The 14875-nt window shown below is 66.5% G+C and carries 14 protein-coding genes and 1 pseudogene; 7 read left to right on the top strand and 8 right to left on the bottom strand.

The genetic code is table 11. The annotated features are described in order from the left end of the window. Positions 1-42: 42 nt before the first annotated feature. Positions 43-396, top strand: a complete 354-nt coding sequence (locus ACCQ00_RS18320; protein ID WP_039568602.1) for a hypothetical protein — start codon at positions 43-45, stop codon at positions 394-396. A 56-nt stretch (positions 397-452) separates the two neighbouring features. On the opposite strand, the gene ACCQ00_RS18315 is transcribed toward ACCQ00_RS18320, so the two are convergent. Beyond that, entirely contained in the window at positions 453-1190 is a 738-nt protein-coding gene (locus ACCQ00_RS18315) for a DNA/RNA non-specific endonuclease (RefSeq protein ID WP_039568598.1), read from the bottom strand. Between the two features lie 464 nt (positions 1191-1654). Next, the gene (locus tag ACCQ00_RS18310) at positions 1655-2056 is read right to left on the bottom strand and encodes a Rid family hydrolase (RefSeq protein ID WP_039568595.1); all 402 of its coding nucleotides are present in this window, start codon (positions 2054-2056) and stop codon (positions 1655-1657) included. 106 nt (positions 2057-2162) lie between these two features. Between ACCQ00_RS18310 and ACCQ00_RS18305 the strand changes: the two genes are divergently transcribed. Beyond that, positions 2163-3107, top strand: coding sequence for a LysR family transcriptional regulator (locus ACCQ00_RS18305; protein ID WP_039583713.1), 945 nt, complete (start codon positions 2163-2165; stop codon positions 3105-3107). Positions 3108-3128: 21 nt separating this feature from the next. Here the strand turns inward: ACCQ00_RS18305 and ACCQ00_RS18300 are convergent, their stop codons facing one another. Continuing rightward, positions 3129-4874, bottom strand: a complete 1746-nt coding sequence (locus ACCQ00_RS18300; RefSeq protein WP_039568590.1) for a M14 family metallopeptidase — start codon at positions 4872-4874, stop codon at positions 3129-3131. 237 nt (positions 4875-5111) lie between these two features. On the opposite strand from ACCQ00_RS18300, the gene ACCQ00_RS18295 reads away from it, so the two are divergent. From ACCQ00_RS18295 to ACCQ00_RS18280, 4 genes and pseudogenes are all read left to right on the top strand, one after another. Continuing rightward, entirely contained in the window at positions 5112-5834 is a 723-nt protein-coding gene (locus ACCQ00_RS18295; protein WP_039568588.1) for an ABC transporter ATP-binding protein, read from the top strand. A 10-nt stretch (positions 5835-5844) separates the two neighbouring features. Then, a complete protein-coding gene (locus ACCQ00_RS18290; protein WP_039568585.1) occupies positions 5845-7281 on the top strand; it encodes an ABC transporter permease in 1437 nt (478 codons plus the stop codon). Then, positions 7281-8549: a DUF3526 domain-containing protein gene (locus ACCQ00_RS18285; RefSeq protein WP_372354002.1), complete on the top strand. Its 1269-nt coding sequence runs from the start codon at positions 7281-7283 to the stop codon at positions 8547-8549. The genes ACCQ00_RS18290 and ACCQ00_RS18285 overlap by 1 nt, the downstream gene beginning before the upstream one ends. A gap of 77 nt (positions 8550-8626) precedes the next feature. Beyond that, positions 8627-8914: pseudogene (locus ACCQ00_RS18280) on the top strand (TonB-dependent siderophore receptor); the annotation flags it as partial. Here ACCQ00_RS18280 and ACCQ00_RS18275 read toward each other — a convergent pair. The 4 genes from ACCQ00_RS18275 to ACCQ00_RS18260 are packed head-to-tail and all read right to left on the bottom strand — an operon-like array spanning position 8910 to position 13657. After that, positions 8910-9575, bottom strand: a complete 666-nt coding sequence (locus ACCQ00_RS18275; protein ID WP_039568578.1) for a DUF2894 domain-containing protein — start codon at positions 9573-9575, stop codon at positions 8910-8912. The pseudogene ACCQ00_RS18280 and the gene ACCQ00_RS18275 sit on opposite strands and share 5 nt — an antisense overlap. Further along, complete coding sequence (locus ACCQ00_RS18270; RefSeq protein WP_017157396.1) at positions 9572-10243, bottom strand: OmpA family protein; 672 nt, start codon at positions 10241-10243, stop codon at positions 9572-9574. The genes ACCQ00_RS18275 and ACCQ00_RS18270 overlap by 4 nt, the downstream gene beginning before the upstream one ends. Then, on the bottom strand, positions 10240-12897 hold the full coding sequence (locus ACCQ00_RS18265) for a DUF802 domain-containing protein (RefSeq protein ID WP_039568572.1): 2658 nt from the start codon (positions 12895-12897) through the stop codon (positions 10240-10242). Before ACCQ00_RS18265 ends, ACCQ00_RS18270 begins: the two co-directional genes overlap by 4 nt. Positions 12898-12907: 10 nt before the next feature. Further along, the gene (locus ACCQ00_RS18260) at positions 12908-13657 is read right to left on the bottom strand and encodes a DUF3348 domain-containing protein (RefSeq protein WP_017157398.1); all 750 of its coding nucleotides are present in this window, start codon (positions 13655-13657) and stop codon (positions 12908-12910) included. 326 nt (positions 13658-13983) lie between these two features. Between ACCQ00_RS18260 and ACCQ00_RS18255 the strand changes: the two genes are divergently transcribed. Continuing rightward, entirely contained in the window at positions 13984-14196 is a 213-nt protein-coding gene (locus ACCQ00_RS18255) for a hypothetical protein (protein ID WP_008577678.1), read from the top strand. 455 nt (positions 14197-14651) lie between these two features. Here the strand turns inward: ACCQ00_RS18255 and ACCQ00_RS18250 are convergent, their stop codons facing one another. Continuing rightward, positions 14652-14873 (bottom strand): hypothetical protein, encoded by a 222-nt coding sequence (locus tag ACCQ00_RS18250; protein ID WP_033473661.1) that lies wholly within the window; start codon positions 14871-14873, stop codon positions 14652-14654. Between the last annotated feature and the right edge of the window lie 2 nt (positions 14874-14875).

The raw sequence follows: 14875 nt of genomic DNA, 5'->3' as shown, positions 1-14875 counted from the left end.
CAGCCGGGATGCGGCAACCTTGCGCCTGGCCTTGAGCGTGCGATGACGGCCGCGACCACGCCCCTCACGACACCCGACGGCCGTTACCTCATCGTGCGAGAGCGCCTGTGGCGCACCAGCAACCCGCACCTGAGCGAACCGGTGCGCGCCGCGTTGGTGAGTGCACTCATGGATGCGCGACGCGCGGTCAAGGCCGCCAAGCGCGACGACGATGCACGGCGCCTGCTGGCCGCGCGCCGTGCGGTCGACGCAGCCAAGGTCGCCTTGGGTGAACGCGGCACGGTGTGGTGGACCGATGGTGCCAAGGATTTCAATCGGCACCTGGTCAAGAACACCCCGTACGCCGCGTGGTTTGCCGGCTTGCACGCGGCGCTGCCACGTACAGGCGTTGCATAAATGCAGGCCCGGAGAACGCGGGACCTGCGTGTACCTGTCTGGCGTATTGCGTTCGATCAGCCCAGATCGCAATTGCTCGGCTGCGGCCAGGTGGTGGACGGCAGCATGGCTTTGACAGCCGCCGGTGCGCTGATGCCGATGGTGCTGGCGCCGTAGAGATCTTCGAGTTCGTCGATGCTGACGATGTAGCTGTCCAGCGAACCCAGGTTGGCGCTATTGGGAATCAGCCAGCTGATCGCGCGCGAGCCGCCGCTCGGGTTGGCGGTGATGATGGTCTTCCAGAAGAAATCCGGTGTGCGGATGCCGTGGCTGCTGAGGAAGTAATCGTTGCTGGTGTCGCTGTAGATCACTCCGCCGTAAACCTGCACGCTGGCGATGTCGCGATAGCACTCGGCCACGTTTTCGGCCTGTACCCAGACGCCCTGATTGAAGCTGGCCACCTGCGGCACGATGTTGCTCATGAGGTTGGCACGGCGGATGTAGGTCGCGTTGTAGTCCATGTGGTTGGACGTCACCAGATGGCCGCGGTCATAGCCGGAACGCACGCTGGCGTACGAGGCCGTGGAGGTCTGGCCGGCACAGCCGCTGGGCAATTCGGTATCCAGGTTGAAGCTGGACGGGCGTGCAGCCGAGCCGGTGTCGGCCTGCAGCACGTATTCGTAACGCAGCGCGGTGCGGTTGGTGCAGTCGTACGTCAGCGTATAGCCGCCCTTGTTGAGGGTCACCACCTGCGCCTGTGCGGCGGCACTGAAGGTGGTGAGAAGCAGAACGACGAAGAAGGTCCTGAAACGCATGGAAGTCAATCTCCTTGAAATCATCGGACGCACGAAGCCGCCGCCGCGATGCATCAGCACATCGACGTTGGACAACGCGCCAGGGCAACAGAGGGCTCGCGGCATGGCGAGCGCTACAGCTATCGCATACAAATGTTGCTTCTTGGTGACTTGGACCCAAGGCGCGTGTGGTTGCCCAGATCTTGTTTCGGCATGCAGCAGGGCGCCCGGCATTCGGTCCGGAGGCGATGCCGTCGATGAGGCTGATGGCCTCGGCACTCTTCTTCGATGATGTTTAGAGCTGTGGCAAGGTGCGGTGGGCACCTTGCGCGGCGTGGACACGGGCAACGCCACGCGCTGGCAAGCCAGGCGTGGCCGATCGACTGCCAGGCGCGAGTCCGCGCGCGCCAGTTGCTTTGCTCAGGCGCAGATCTGCTGCAGGCCGCGATGGCGCGCAATGGCTGCCGCGCATGCAATGGGGGGTGTCATGCAGCCTTGGCCGGCAGCTTGACCACCACCTTGATCTCGAACTGGAAGCCGGCCAGCCAGGTCACGCCGACCGCGGTGACGGTGGGATAGGGGGCCGGGCCCCAGTAGCTGACCCACTTGTCCCACATTGCCTCGAACACCACCTCGGGGTTGACCATGAACAAGGTGACGTCGACGACATCCTGCGAGGTGCAGCCGGCCGCGGCAAGGACGGCATCCAGGTTGACGAAGGCGCGGGCAATTTCCGCGTCCAGCTCGGGCTCGGGCGAGCCGTCTTCGCGGCTGCCGACCTGGCCGGCGACGAACAGCAGGCCATCGGCGCGTACCGCTGGCGAGTAATGGTGGCGCTCGTTCAGGGCGTGGCGCCCCTGCGGGAAAACGACGTCGCGTGTGGCCATGGGATTCTCCAACGAAGTGCATCGAACGGAGGCCCACGTTAGGCGCGTGCGCGGCGGCGATAAATCGGCAGCATCGACCAACACTGTTTGTAGAATCCAAACAATCTTGGCCGCAGGAGCAGTGGTGGATCGATTCGATGCAATGCAGGCGTTTGCGCGGGTGGTCGAGACCGGCAGTTTCACCAAGGCGGCCGAACACCTGCACATGAGCCGCGCCAGCGTGACTCAGCTGGTGCAGCAACTTGAAGCGCGGTTGCGGGTGAAGCTGCTCAATCGCACCACGCGCCGGGTGCAGGTCACCGCCGATGGCGCGGCCTATTACGAGCGCGTGCTGCGCCTGCTGGCAGACATGGACGATGCCGAAACCAGCCTGTCCGTTGCAGCCACCTTGCCACGCGGGCGTCTGCGCGCGGACGTGCCCAGCCCGTTGGCGCGGCTGATCCTGATGCCGGCGCTGCCGGCATTCCATGCGCGTTATCCTCAGATCCAGCTGGACATGGGTGTGAGCGACCGCCGCGTGGATCTGATCGGCGAAAACGTCGATTGCGTGATACGCGGCGGCACCATCACCGACCAGTCGCTGATCGCGCGTCGCGTGGGCGATCTGCAGGCCGGCGTGTATGCAGCGCCCGATTACCTGCAGCGGCTGGGCGCCCCGACGCATCCGACCGAGCTGGAAAACACCCGGCATCGCTGCGTCGGCTTCATGCGCTGGGGCAGCAGCACCACCGTGCCGTATGTGATGCAGCGCGGCGACGAAGCGGTGCGCGTGCACGGCCGTCACGTGGTGGCCGCCGACGATGGCAATGCCTATCTGGCCGCCGGCCTGGCCGGCATGGGTGTGCTGTGGCTGCCGGTGTACATGGCCAATGCGCATGTCGCCAGCGGCGAGCTGGTGCCGATCTTCCAGGACTGGCAGCTGGAAGCGATGCCGCTGTCGATCGCGTTCCCACCCAACCGCCATGTCAGCGCCAAGCTGCGCGTGTTCATCGATTGGGTGATCGCGCTGATGGCCGAGCATGCGCCATTGATGGCGCCCGCACCGCGGTGAGCGCCACAGGGATGCGCAGCGCTATTGCCTCACTTCGCGCCGCACCGGATACCGCCAGCCGCTGATCGTTGCATAGGGCGAGCGTGCATAAATCCACTGCAGGCGCGCATCGCCATCGGCGCGGAATGCCGCATCGCTGGCCAGTTTTTGTTCGAACGCGCTGCGTAGCGCAGCATCGCTACGCAACACGCGTTCGCTGAATTCGACCAGCTCGGTGCCATACAGCCCGCTATCGGGGCTGCCGGCGGGAAAGGTTTCTTCCACGTCGTGGGTGTGCGGGACATGATCGCTGCCGGTCTTGGTGATGCGGATCTGCTGCACCGCGCGCCGGGCCGGCTGCTGCAGACGGTCGTAGCCGATGCCATGCGCATCGAGCAACGCGAGCACATCGTCGTTGCCGGGCGGAATCCACCAGGCCACCGGGTACTGCACGGCCTGCGTCTGCCGGTAGCCGATGACCGGCATGGTCCAGGTTTCGTCGCGGCCTTCCCAGCGCAATTCCGGCCGGCCGGACACCGGCGACAGGGCGCGGGTGTAAGTCACGCCCTTGAACGGAATATGGTCGATCGGCTGCGGCAGGCGTTCCCACGCCACCATCAATTCCTGCGGGCGGGCCGCGCGATCGGCACGCTTGGCCGCATCGATGGCGTGTGCATCGCGGCCGACCAGGCGCAGGGCTTCTTCCAGCAGCACGTAGTCGCCGAGCACCCGTTGCCGGTACGACTTCAAGCGGTGGTTTTCCACCAGCACGGTGGGGATGCCGGCGAAGTCGCCATAGCCGGTGGAATAGCGCGGGCCTTCGGGCGAATAGCGCAAGCCCGAGCGCGGCGCGTCTTCGTCGATCAGGCTGGGATAGATCGCAGGTTGATGACCCTGGCGGCGCAGCGCGGCGTCGACGGCTGGCGTGAAGCGCTGCTGCAGCCAGCTGGCCGTGGCGCGCGAGCGCGCGTAGGTGCCCCAGCCGGCGAAGGTGAAGGTGATGTCGTATTGATGATCGAGCCCGCCACTGACATGCAGGTCGATATACAACGCGGGGTCGAGCGTGTGCAGCAGCGTGACGATCGCGCGCGTCTCCGGCGCTTCCAGGTTGAGATAGTCGCGATTGAGGTTGATGCCGCGCGTGGTGGTATTCCAGCCCATCTGCTGCGGGCCGCGCAATGCGGCGCCGATGAGCGGGCCGCGTTGTTCGTGCCCATCGCTGTTGAGGATGGGCACGAACACGAAATCCACCTCGTCCAGCAGAGCGTCCTTGCCGCGTTGTGCAATGTCGCGCAGCAGCATCAGGCCGGCGTCCTTGCCATCGATCTCGCCGCCGTGGATGCCGGCCTGTGCCAGCACGACCGGTTTGCCGGGCTTGCCCTTGCGTGCGCGCACCAGCAGCAGCTCGCGCCCTTCGCCGGTCTTGCCGAATACCTCCAGCGACAGCAGCGGCGAGGCGGCAACCAGCCGTTGCAGCCACGCGCGCGTTTGCGCATAGCTGGGCGTGCTGACGAAGTCGCTGTGCTCGGTCGGCGTTATCCACGGATCGTCCGGTGCCGCGATCAATGCTTCGCTGGCACCGTGCCACGCGCGGACCGGCGGCAACGGGGCGCTGGTATCGATGGTCTGCGCGTTGAGTTGTGCGGCAGCGAACAATGCAATGGCCATCCCCTTGGCAAGGCGTCGGCTACTGCGCGCGCTGTTGCACGCCTTGGCGTCAGCGGGAGCGTGGCGGTCGGAGACATGGAATGCGTCGGGCGGAGGACAGCTGCGCGTTTCGAAAGTCATGTGGGTGTGAGGGTCTCGCGTGGTGGTGACGGTGTCTGCGTGTGCCGGTCGGCCGTGTCGGCGCGGGCACTAGATGTTCGCGCCGCAAGGCGCTGGCCGTAGGTGCAACGTGCGGCGCGGCGCCAAGGCGGTAATGCCTAAGCCTTGCGCGCGGCGGCGAGCGCACCGTGGCGGTTTAGGCAATGTGATAACGTATCATTTCCTGACGCGTCTGCGTTCACGCCCTTCACTTCTTCAATGACCCACGCGATTTCAATCTCCGACCTGCACGTGGCCTACCGTGGCCGCGCGGTGCTGCAGGGGCTGAATCTCGGCGTCGCGCCCGGCACCGTCTACGCCTTGCTCGGCGGCAACGGCGCCGGCAAGTCGTCCACGCTGTCCACGTTGCTGGGCTTCGTCAAACCCGTCTGCGGCAGCGTGCGGGTGGACGCCGTGGACCCGGTCGCCGACCCCGCCAAGGCACGTGCGCGCTTGGCCTATCTGCCGGAAAACGTGGCGCTCTACGAGCACCTGAGCGCGTTGGAAAATGCCGACTATCTGCTTGCCCTGGCCGGCCAGCGCCGCAGCCAGGCCGCCATTGGCGAGGCATTTGCGTCCGCCGGCCTGCAGCGCGATGCCTGGGCGCAACGGCTGGCAGGATTCTCCAAAGGCATGCGGCAGAAGGTGGCCATTGCCGTGGCCACGTTGCGCGAGGTGCCGGTGCTGCTGCTAGACGAGCCCACCTCCGGGTTGGATCCGCGCGCCATCGCCGACTTCAATCGCCTGGTCGGCAGCGTGCGCGAACGCGGCGCCGCGGTGCTGATGGTCACCCACGATCTGCTCGGTGCGGTGGAGGTGGCCGACCGCATCGGGTTTCTGGAAAACGGCCGGATTGCCGAAGAGATCGGCGCCGGCGACAGCGGCTTCGATGTGCGCACCCTGCATGCACGTTTCGTGCGCCCGCAGGATCGCGCCGCGTGAGGCTGCACGCATGAGCCCGGTGTTGCTGGTCGCGCGCGAAGAACTGCGCTATATGGCGCGCAACCGGTCCGCGGCCATCGGCGTGGTGTTGCTGATGTTGCTCACCCTGGTCGCGGCGTTGACCGCTGCGCACCACCAGCGCGAGGTGGCCGATTTCCGCGCGCGGCAGCAACAGGCGGCGCAGCAGGCGTTCGAAGCGCAGCCGGACCGGCATCCACACCGCGTGGTGCACTACGGCCATTTTATCTATCGCCCATTGCCGGCACTGGCTGCATTCGATTCCGGCGTGGATGCGTTCACCGGCAATAGCATGTTTCTGGAAGGGCACCGCCAGAACACCGCCAATTTCGGCGATGTGCGCCAGAGTTCGTTGCTGGTGCGTTTCGGTCAGCTCACGCCCGCCTTCGTGTTGCAGGTGCTGGCGCCGCTGATGTTGGTCTTTTTGGGCTACGGCGCAGTGGCGCGCGAGCAGGAAACCGGCACCTTGCGCGCGCTGTTGCTACAGGGCGCCACGCGCCGGCAGTTGCTCGGCGGAAAATATCTGGCGCTGGCGGCGGTGGCCGGCGCCTGTCTGCTGCCGGCGCTGATCGGCCTGGCACCGATTGCGTTGTTGCCAGGGCAAGCGCCGCTGGTTGCGCTGCTGGTGCTGGCCTATGGCGCGTATCTGCTGGTGTGGTGTGCGTTGGTGCTGGCGGTGTCGATGCTGTGCCGGCGCGGCCGCGACGCGCTGCTGGTGTCGTTGGCGGTGTGGGTGTGGCTGGCCTTGCTGGTGCCGCGCGTGGCGCCGGACGCGGCCAGTGCCGCGTACCGGCTGCCGACCCGATTGGAAACCGATGTGGCGATCCAGCGCGACCTGCGCGCGCTCGGCGACAGCCACAATCCGGACGACCCGCACTTTGCGCAATTCAAGCAGCAGACGCTGGCCCGTTACGGCGTGCAGCGCGTGGAAGACCTGCCGGTGAACTACAAGGGCTTGCTGGCACTGGAAGGCGAACGGCTGACCGCAAGCCTGTTCGAGCGCTATGCAGGCCGCGACGCATCCATCCAGCAGCAACAGAACCTGCTGGTGCGTGCATTCGCGTTGCTGAGCCCGACGGTGGCGCTGCGCGAAGTGTCGATGACGTTGGCAGAAACCGACCTGCGCGCGCATCTGCGGTTCCTGGCCCAGGCTGAGCACTACCGCTACACGCTGGTGCAGCAGCTCAACCAGCTGCAGGCCGACGCGGTCAGCATGGCCGACGACACCGCCCAGGACGCAGGCGCCGATCGCCGCAAGCGGATTTCGTCCGAGCACTGGCATGAGATTCCGGTGTTCGCGTTCCAGCCGGCATCGGCGACCGAGGTGATCGGCACGGCAGGTGCGGCGTTTGGCCTTATCGGAGCCTGGCTGCTCGCCGCGCTGTGCATGCTGGTGGCGGCCGGGCGAGGGGTGGTAGTGGCGCGCTGATGATGTTGTGGAAATACGAACTGCTGTTGTTGCTGCGTGCACGTGCGGCGCTCGCCGGGTTGCTGTTGCTTGCGGTGCTCACCGTGTGCAGCCTGCTGTCCGGGCAACACGTGATCGCGACGCAGCGCGACAACATCGCCAGGATTGCAGCGCTGCAGCGCGAAGACAGCGCGGCGGTAGAAGACTATGTGGCGCGTTCCAACGACGCCGGCAGCGCGGCCTATTACAGCTTCCACCCCACCTGGGACCCGCCATCGCCGCTGGCGTTTGCGGCGGTCGGCATGCGCGATGTCTCGCCGTATATCCTGCGCGTGCGCGCGCTGGGGCTGGAAGCGCAGATCCATGACGGCGACAGCTACAACCCCGAGCTCGCGCTGGCTGGCCGCTTCGACTACGCGTTCGTGCTGGTTTTCCTGCTGCCGCTGTTCGTGATCGCGCTGTTGTTCGATCTGCGTTCGGGCGAGCGCGAAGCCGGGCGTGCACGCATGCTTGCTGCACTGCCCGGTGCGGGCGCTGCGCTGCTGGTACGGCGCGTGGCGGTGCGCGCAGCGGCGGTGCTTGCGTGCCTGAGCGTGCCGTTCGTCATGTTCGCCACGTTCAATGCGGTGCCGTGGTTGCAGCAATTGGCGGTGCTGGCACTGGGCAGTGCGTACCTGTTGTTCTGGGTGCTGCTGTCGGTGCTGGTCGGGCGCATCCAGTGGCGGCCTGCCGCGCATGCCACGGCGTTGGCCACCTGCTGGGTCGTGCTGGCGTTGGTGGCGCCGGCGCTAGCCCACGTGGCAATCAATCAGGCGGTGCCGGTCGACCAGGGTACCGAGATTGCGCGGTTGCAGCGCGAGGCGGTCAACCATGCCTGGGACATTCCGCGCCAGGACACCATGCAGGCGTTCTACGCGCGCAATCGGCAATGGGCCGACTCGGCGCCGCTGACGACCGCGTTCCACTACAAGTGGCACTTCGCATTTCATGAAAATGGCGACCAGCAGGTGGCGCCGCAGGTGGCAGCGTATCGGCAGGGGCTGCAGCGGCGCGAGGCGTTGGCGCAACGCGTGGCCAGCGTGCTGCCACCGGTTGCGCTGCAGGCGGCGCTGACGCGCCTGGCCGGCACCGATCTGCGGGCACAGCTGGCGTATCAGGATCGCATTCGGGCCTATCACCGTGCGCTGCGCACGTTCTACTACGGCTATCTGTTCGGCGACCGCCCGTTCACGCGCGAGGATTTCGAGCGGGCGCCGCGTTTCGAAGCAACGGACGGCCCTGCTTCCTAGCGGTCTCGGCGTTTCATCTTTTGCCTGCGTCGTTTACTTGCGCCCCGGACGTGCTGTGCCGGGGCGCTTCTGGCGTTCTGCCCGTGTCCGCGCGCCGCCGCATGCTGCACGCGCTGTCCGTGCTCGGCCCGCTGGCCTGGGCCTGCGCGCAGGCTGCGCAGTCGCAGGCGCGCGACCTGGATGCGGTGCAGGTGCGCAGCCGATACACGCGGTACCGCGCTCTGGGCATTACCGGTGCCACCGGGACCGATGCGCCGCTGCGTGATCTGCCGATCAGTGCGCGGGTGCCCGACCGGACCTCGCTCGAAGATGCAGGCCTGCGTCAGGTTGCCCGGCATGCATCGGGAACCGATCGCGGCCCTAACTGCCTCGCTTCGACGGACGCTTGCTGCGTTTCTTGCCTGGCGCCAGCGGTGCAGTTTCTTCGTTGGCCAATGCGCCGCCGGTGTGCAGCTGCTCCAGCCATGACAACGCATCCACATAACCGAGGAAGTGCTGCAGATAGCCCGGCGAGCGCTCGCGCATCAGCGTGATGCAGCGATGCACCAGTACGCTGGAATTGAGCGGGCCGGCATCCTTGGGCGCATCCTGCAGCGACTGCCGTACCTGGCTGGCGGTGCGCACGGTAGTCCAGGTGCGACGAAAGTCGTCCAGCGCCGGTAGCTCCGGAAACCGCATGGCATCTGCGCCGGCAGTCTTGCGGCTGTCCACTTCCATCAGCGCCGCATGCCCGGCCATCTGCGCGGTGAGCGCACCCAAGGCGCTGGGCTGCGGCGAGCCCGACGTCGGGGCAGGCGCTGTACGGTTCCGGGCATGGCGACGCGTTGTCTGCTGCAGCGCTGCCGCATACCCATCGACCATCGCGCCAAGCTTGTGTTCCAGCACCTCACGCACCGCATCGGCCTGCGCATCGGCGCGCACTGCCAATGCTTCCATCAGATGGAAGCGCACCGGATCCAGCCGATCGGCGCCCTCGCTGCGCCAGCGCTGCAGTTGCGCGCGTGCGGGCAGTGCCGGCTTGCTCATCGCGGTGCGGTGGTCGCTGCGGGCTGCGCCGATGCGCCTGCACGCGAGGACGGGCGCGCGATCGGCGCGATCTCCACGCGGCGGTTCTTCGCGCGGCGGGCTTCATCGGCGTTGGAATCCACCGGTTGCTGGGAGCCGAATGCGGCTGCGAACACCGAGGATGCCGGCACGCCTTCGGCGATCAAGGCACGGGTCACCGTGAGTGCGCGTTGCGCGGAAAGTTCCCAGTTGTCGGCGTAGCGGCGATTGCCGCCCAGCACCGGGCGATCGTCGGTAAATCCGCTGACCATCAGGATCTCGTCGCGCGCGCGCAGGTATTGCGTCAATGGCGTGGCCAGCGACTTCAAGACCTCGCGTCCTTCTGGCTGCAGTTCGTCGGAATTGAACGCAAACAGCACATTGCCGCGAATGCCGATGCGGCCATCGACCAGGGTCACGCGGCCGGCAGCCAACGGTGCGGCCAGTGCCTGTTCCAGCGTCTGCCGACGTCGCGCTTCGGCCTGACGTTGTTTGACTTCCGCGTCCAGGCGGCTGGACAGTTGCAACTGCACGCCGATCACGCCGACCAGGATCAGCACGAACGCGCCCAGCAACACCGACATCAGATCGCCGAATGCCGCCCAGATGGGCGTGCCCAGCTCGCCGTCGCTTTCGATCTCGTCGCTCATGCCGTCTCTGCTTGGCCGGGTTCGCTGCGCCCGCGATCGAGCTGGCGCAGTTCTTCGATGATCTGCTTCTGCGAGAGCATGCTGAGGTCGACCACTTCGCGCGCCTGTGCGACGTAGTAGGCAAGTTGGTCGTCGCTGCGTACCAGCGATGCATCGAGTGCCGTGGCAACGTGCTGCAGGCGCTCGTTGAGCTCGCCGGTGGCACCGCTGAACAACTGCACCGCCATGCCGAACGCTTCGCCCAGGCTGGCCACCTCCACCGCGCTGCCGCTGACATGGGCGGCCACTGCGCCGAGCTTGCCGGTTTCGCTGCCGATCTGTTCGGTGAGCTGGTTGCCCACGCGCTGCAGCAGGTCGGCCGAGGTGGTCACCAGGGCATCCACCGCTTCGCGTTGTTCGGTGGAGGCGTGGTTGACTGCGTTGAGCAAGGTATCCAGGGTCGCGAGCAGCTTGCTGCGTTCTTCCAGCATGGCGGTGTCGCGCACCATGCTCTCGGACAGCGATTGGCGCAGCTCGGCCACGACATCGGCCGCGGCCTTGGGCGCTTCGGAGGCGATCTGCATCAAGCGCGACACTTCGCTGATCGTCGCGCTGGCCTGTGCCTGCGCCTGCGTGGACAGCGCGCTGGCGGTGCTGGCCAGGGTGTCGCAGATGGCCTGCTGCTGCTGGGCGACGCGTTCGCCGGTCTGTTCCCATTGCACGGCCAGGGCCGTGCTCATCGCGCCGAAGTGCTCGCTCCACAGCGCCAGGCGCTGGGTGTCGCGCGCTTCCAGTGCCGCCTGCAGATCGGTGTGCGATTGCTGCAATGTCCCGACCAGGGCCGCCGCATGCGCGTCGAAACTGGCGGTGGCCGCGGCCAGTGCGCTGTGGTGCTGGCTGGACAACGTGGCGCTGGCGTGGTGCTGCTGGGCCAGTGCATCGCTCCACGCATTGGCCGCGTCGGCGCTGGATTGCTGCATGCGTTGCGAGATCGCATCCACCAACGCGGCAGAGCGTGTCTCGAAGGTGCTGGCAAAGTGCGCGAGCGTGCCTTGCAGTTCCTGGGTGAGCGCAGCATTAGCACGTTGTTGCTCGGCTACCGCGGCAGTCCATGTCGCTGCGGCAGTGGCGGTGCTGTCGACAAATCCGTTGCTGAGCCCGTCGAGTTGCTGCTGCACGGCCTGCTGCACGCCTTCGTGCAGGGCGCTGGTCTGCTGCGCCAGTTGCTCGAGGGTGGCGTGCAACTGTGCACTGTGCGTTTCGGTGGCACGTTGCTGTTCGGCAAGCACGGCGGCCCAGGTGGCGGCGGTGGCCGCGGTGCTGCTGGCAAAGCCCTCGTCGAGTGCGCTCAACTGCTGCTGCACGGCCTGGGTGACGCTGTCCTGCACGGCAGCGCTGCGCTGGTCGATCTGTTCCAGCGTGCCCTGCAGCTGCTCGGTCAACGTGGCCTGCGTGCGTTCCTGCGCGGCCAACGCCACCTGCCAGTGCTCGGTCGCCGTGCGCGCATTCTGCTCGATGGCTGCAGTGACGCCTTGCAACTGCTGCTGCACGGCGCTGCTCACGCTGTCCTGCACGGCCACGCCATGCGCGGCAATCTGTTCCAGTGTGGCCTGCAACTGCGCGGTATGGGTCTGCTGCGCGCGTTCTTGCGCCGCCAATGCCGTGCTCCAGTGCTGCGCCGTGGTGCTGGCACTGGTCTGGAAGCCGTGGGTAATGCCGTCCAGCTGTTGCTGCACGGCTTGCGTGACGTGTGCCTGCAATGCGGCCGTATCGCGCGCGATGCTGGCCATGGTGGCTTCCATCGCCGGCTGCAATGCCGCACCGACCGCCCGTGCGCTTTCGGCGACACCGGCTTGCAGCGCGTGTTCCATTGCCGTGGCCAGCCGCGCATACGCCGCTTCGCTTTTGGCGTGGAAATCGGCTTGCTGGGCGGTCAGGCGCTGCTCGGCAGCCAGGCTGTGCTGTTCGATGCTGTGCATCAGCGTCTGCAACCGGTCGATCAAGGCCGGCATCAAGGCGCTTTGCTGCTGCTGCAGCTTGAATGCTTCGCCGCGTTGGTGCGCATCCGAATGCGTGTGCAGTTCGGCAGCGATCTTCAGGTCCAGCCGTTGCACCGTCTGCAGGCGCTCGCGCCGGCACAGCGCCGACAACAACCCCAGCATGGCCGATGTCGCCACACCGGCGATGGAGGTGCCGAACGCGAACGCCAGGCCTTCCACCGGTGCGGCGAGCGAGCCGCGAATGGCCTGCAAATCGGTGGCGCTCTGCAACGCAAAACCGGTGCCCTTGAGCGTGGCCATCATGCCCAGCAGGGTGCCGAGCATGCCGAGCAACACCAGCAAGCCGACCAGATACGGCGTCAGCACCGGTGCCGGCAACGCCACGCGCTCGCCCTTGATGCGCAGGCGCACCGCATTGCGCAGGCCAGGGTGAACTGTTTGTAGCCAATCGCTCAGGGCAGAAGGCGCCGTGGCCAGCCCATCGACGGCCGCTACCAGCGTCGCCGTGGCCTGGCGGTAGCGATACAGCTCCAGCGCGCCGGCCACGTAACAGGCGCCGATCACCGCTGCGACACAGGCGCCGAGCGGGTTGGAGCCGAGATAACCGATGCCGATCCAGCAAACCGCCAGCAGGCCGACGAGAAACACACACACGTGTACGAGAGTTCTGAACATGACGTCCCAGTTAGCGGGTACGAAGTGCTGCAAGCAGGCCTTCGATCGGGTGAAAACGAACATCCAGTTCGGCGAGCAACACGCTCTGCATGTCTTTGCGGAAGACATCCAGCCAGCCATCGGGCACCGCGCGTGGCGCGGCATCGTCATCGCTCGGCCGGTGCTGCGCCTGTGCGGCATCGCGCAGGCGTTCGAAATGTGCGCCGAGCAGGCTCGGCACGGTGTTCAACAGGCTCTGCTCGCGCGGGCTCAGGGTAAGTTCCATCACCGCATCCACTTCGGCCAACCGCGCCATGTCGGTGGAGACCAATGCGAGCAGGTCGCGCAGGCGCCCGCGCAGATCGCCGGTGGCAGTGCGCATGGCGCGTTGCATGGCCAGATAGTGCTGCCGAAATGGTGCGAAATCCGGCGCGGCGGCGGGTGCGTCTGCGAGCGCGGCGTTGCGCGTCTCGGCACGCACGCGCACAACCAGCGCGTCCAACTCGGTCACGCTGCTGGCGGCAAGACCGGTACGCACGCGTGCGCAAGCCTCCGCATCGAGCGGGCGCGGTTCGGGCAGGTCGTCGGTGTCGGGCAGCTTGCCGTCCAGCGCTTTGGACACGGCAACCGCGCGCGTCCAATCGATCCACTGGCTCAGCCGGTCGGCCAGCGCGTGGTTGGACTGGGCGATGTGCGCGTCACTGAGGCGAGCAAGCAGGCGAATGAACGCCGGGCCCGACAAGGGCGCCCGTGGAGAAACTTTCGCCATTCTTCCGGTCAAAAACCGGGCATTTTACACGGGAACGTACCCAGGTCGGCGGGCAACGCGCGCGCTGCGAGCCGGCCGCCTGGGCCATGCGTGCTGGCATTCAGCCGGCCTGAGATGGGCGGCAGGCCCGCGCACAGCAGACGGCCTGACATGCGGCGTTGCGCGCCACCGGTACATTAGTAGGTGGCAAGCAGCCCCAACCATAAGCCTCGCACGCGGGCTCCGGTCAGGCTTTGTAACCAGTTCAGGTCCAGGGTTCCAGTCGTCCGGCTGACTCGGTTTTGTAAGGTGAATAGGTATAAGCTGCGGGCCGGGGAATCCCCCATCGAGGTAACACAATGGACCGCTCCGACATGCAAGTGTCCGATCTGCTGGTCTTGGAGCTGCAAGGGTTCCACGATGCCTATGGCAATGGACCCGACTTCTGGGACGCCTACCAGCGCATCATGGGCATCGCAGCGCAGGCCGGCGGCAACATGGTCGCTTTGGCCAACGAAATGGCCTCACTGGCACAAGGGCTTGGCGCGACCAAGCGCGCGCAGCTGCTGTAGCGGCCACGGTCCCGTGCGGGCGCTGACGCCGGCGCGAGGTGCCTGATGTGTTGCGCACTGAGCCGTGCGTGAGGTAGCTGCTCAAGCAGCTCCTGCAGTGCTCCCCAGAATCGCAGCCGCCATGAGCGTGTTGTTGCAGTCGATTGCCGTCTTAAGTGCACGGCGTCGGTGACCGCTGCCCGATGCCCGCAGCCGCTCGCGAGGAGTCTGGCAACGCCATACCCCGCACGCCGCTTGGACGTGGATGCATGGCAACCGCGGGACAGCCAGCCAATCGTGAGCGCGTCTGCATGACCGTCACTGGACTTGGCGAAGCGACGCTGCACGGTGCGATGCGCGCCCCGTGATCGCACTGCAGGCGTCGCGCTGCAATCGGTACGTTGCATGCGGCAGAGGCTGCCTTTGACACGGCAGGCGCAAACGGCCTGCTGCCATGGCTGTTTTACATTGCTGTTTTACTTGGCCTCGGCTGTGACGGCCGCTACGACTGCAGCGGCTGGCGCAGCCTCCGGGGTGCCGCGCTTTTTTTCGCGACGTAGCGGTGTATCGCCCAGGCGCTCGATTGTGCCGCCAGATTGCTGAAACGCCTGCAGATCGGCGGCCAACCGCTGTTCGGACAACCGCGACTTGCCCGGCTGGTGACTGACGGTCATCGACTGACGGCGGGAATCATGCATCG

This window comes from Xanthomonas sp. NCPPB 3761, assembly GCF_041475705.2.
Lineage (GTDB): Bacteria > Pseudomonadota > Gammaproteobacteria > Xanthomonadales > Xanthomonadaceae > Xanthomonas > Xanthomonas phaseoli.
This window is presented reverse-complemented; position numbering and strand designations above follow the sequence as displayed.

Coding starts and splice junctions, on each gene's coding strand:
- ACCQ00_RS18295 (WP_039568588.1), top strand. CDS start 5,112: ATGACCCACGCGATTTCAATCTCCGACCTGCACGTGGCCTACCGTGGC.
- ACCQ00_RS18270 (WP_017157396.1), bottom strand. CDS start 10,243: ATGAGCGACGAGATCGAAAGCGACGGCGAGCTGGGCACGCCCATCTGG.
- ACCQ00_RS18290 (WP_039568585.1), top strand. CDS start 5,845: ATGAGCCCGGTGTTGCTGGTCGCGCGCGAAGAACTGCGCTATATGGCG.
- ACCQ00_RS18320 (WP_039568602.1), top strand. CDS start 43: ATGACGGCCGCGACCACGCCCCTCACGACACCCGACGGCCGTTACCTC.
- ACCQ00_RS18300 (WP_039568590.1), bottom strand. CDS start 4,874: ATGACTTTCGAAACGCGCAGCTGTCCTCCGCCCGACGCATTCCATGTC.
- ACCQ00_RS18265 (WP_039568572.1), bottom strand. CDS start 12,897: ATGTTCAGAACTCTCGTACACGTGTGTGTGTTTCTCGTCGGCCTGCTG.
- ACCQ00_RS18250 (WP_033473661.1), bottom strand. CDS start 14,873: ATGCATGATTCCCGCCGTCAGTCGATGACCGTCAGTCACCAGCCGGGC.
- ACCQ00_RS18310 (WP_039568595.1), bottom strand. CDS start 2,056: ATGGCCACACGCGACGTCGTTTTCCCGCAGGGGCGCCACGCCCTGAAC.
- ACCQ00_RS18315 (WP_039568598.1), bottom strand. CDS start 1,190: ATGCGTTTCAGGACCTTCTTCGTCGTTCTGCTTCTCACCACCTTCAGT.
- ACCQ00_RS18275 (WP_039568578.1), bottom strand. CDS start 9,575: ATGAGCAAGCCGGCACTGCCCGCACGCGCGCAACTGCAGCGCTGGCGC.
- ACCQ00_RS18255 (WP_008577678.1), top strand. CDS start 13,984: ATGGACCGCTCCGACATGCAAGTGTCCGATCTGCTGGTCTTGGAGCTG.
- ACCQ00_RS18285 (WP_372354002.1), top strand. CDS start 7,281: ATGATGTTGTGGAAATACGAACTGCTGTTGTTGCTGCGTGCACGTGCG.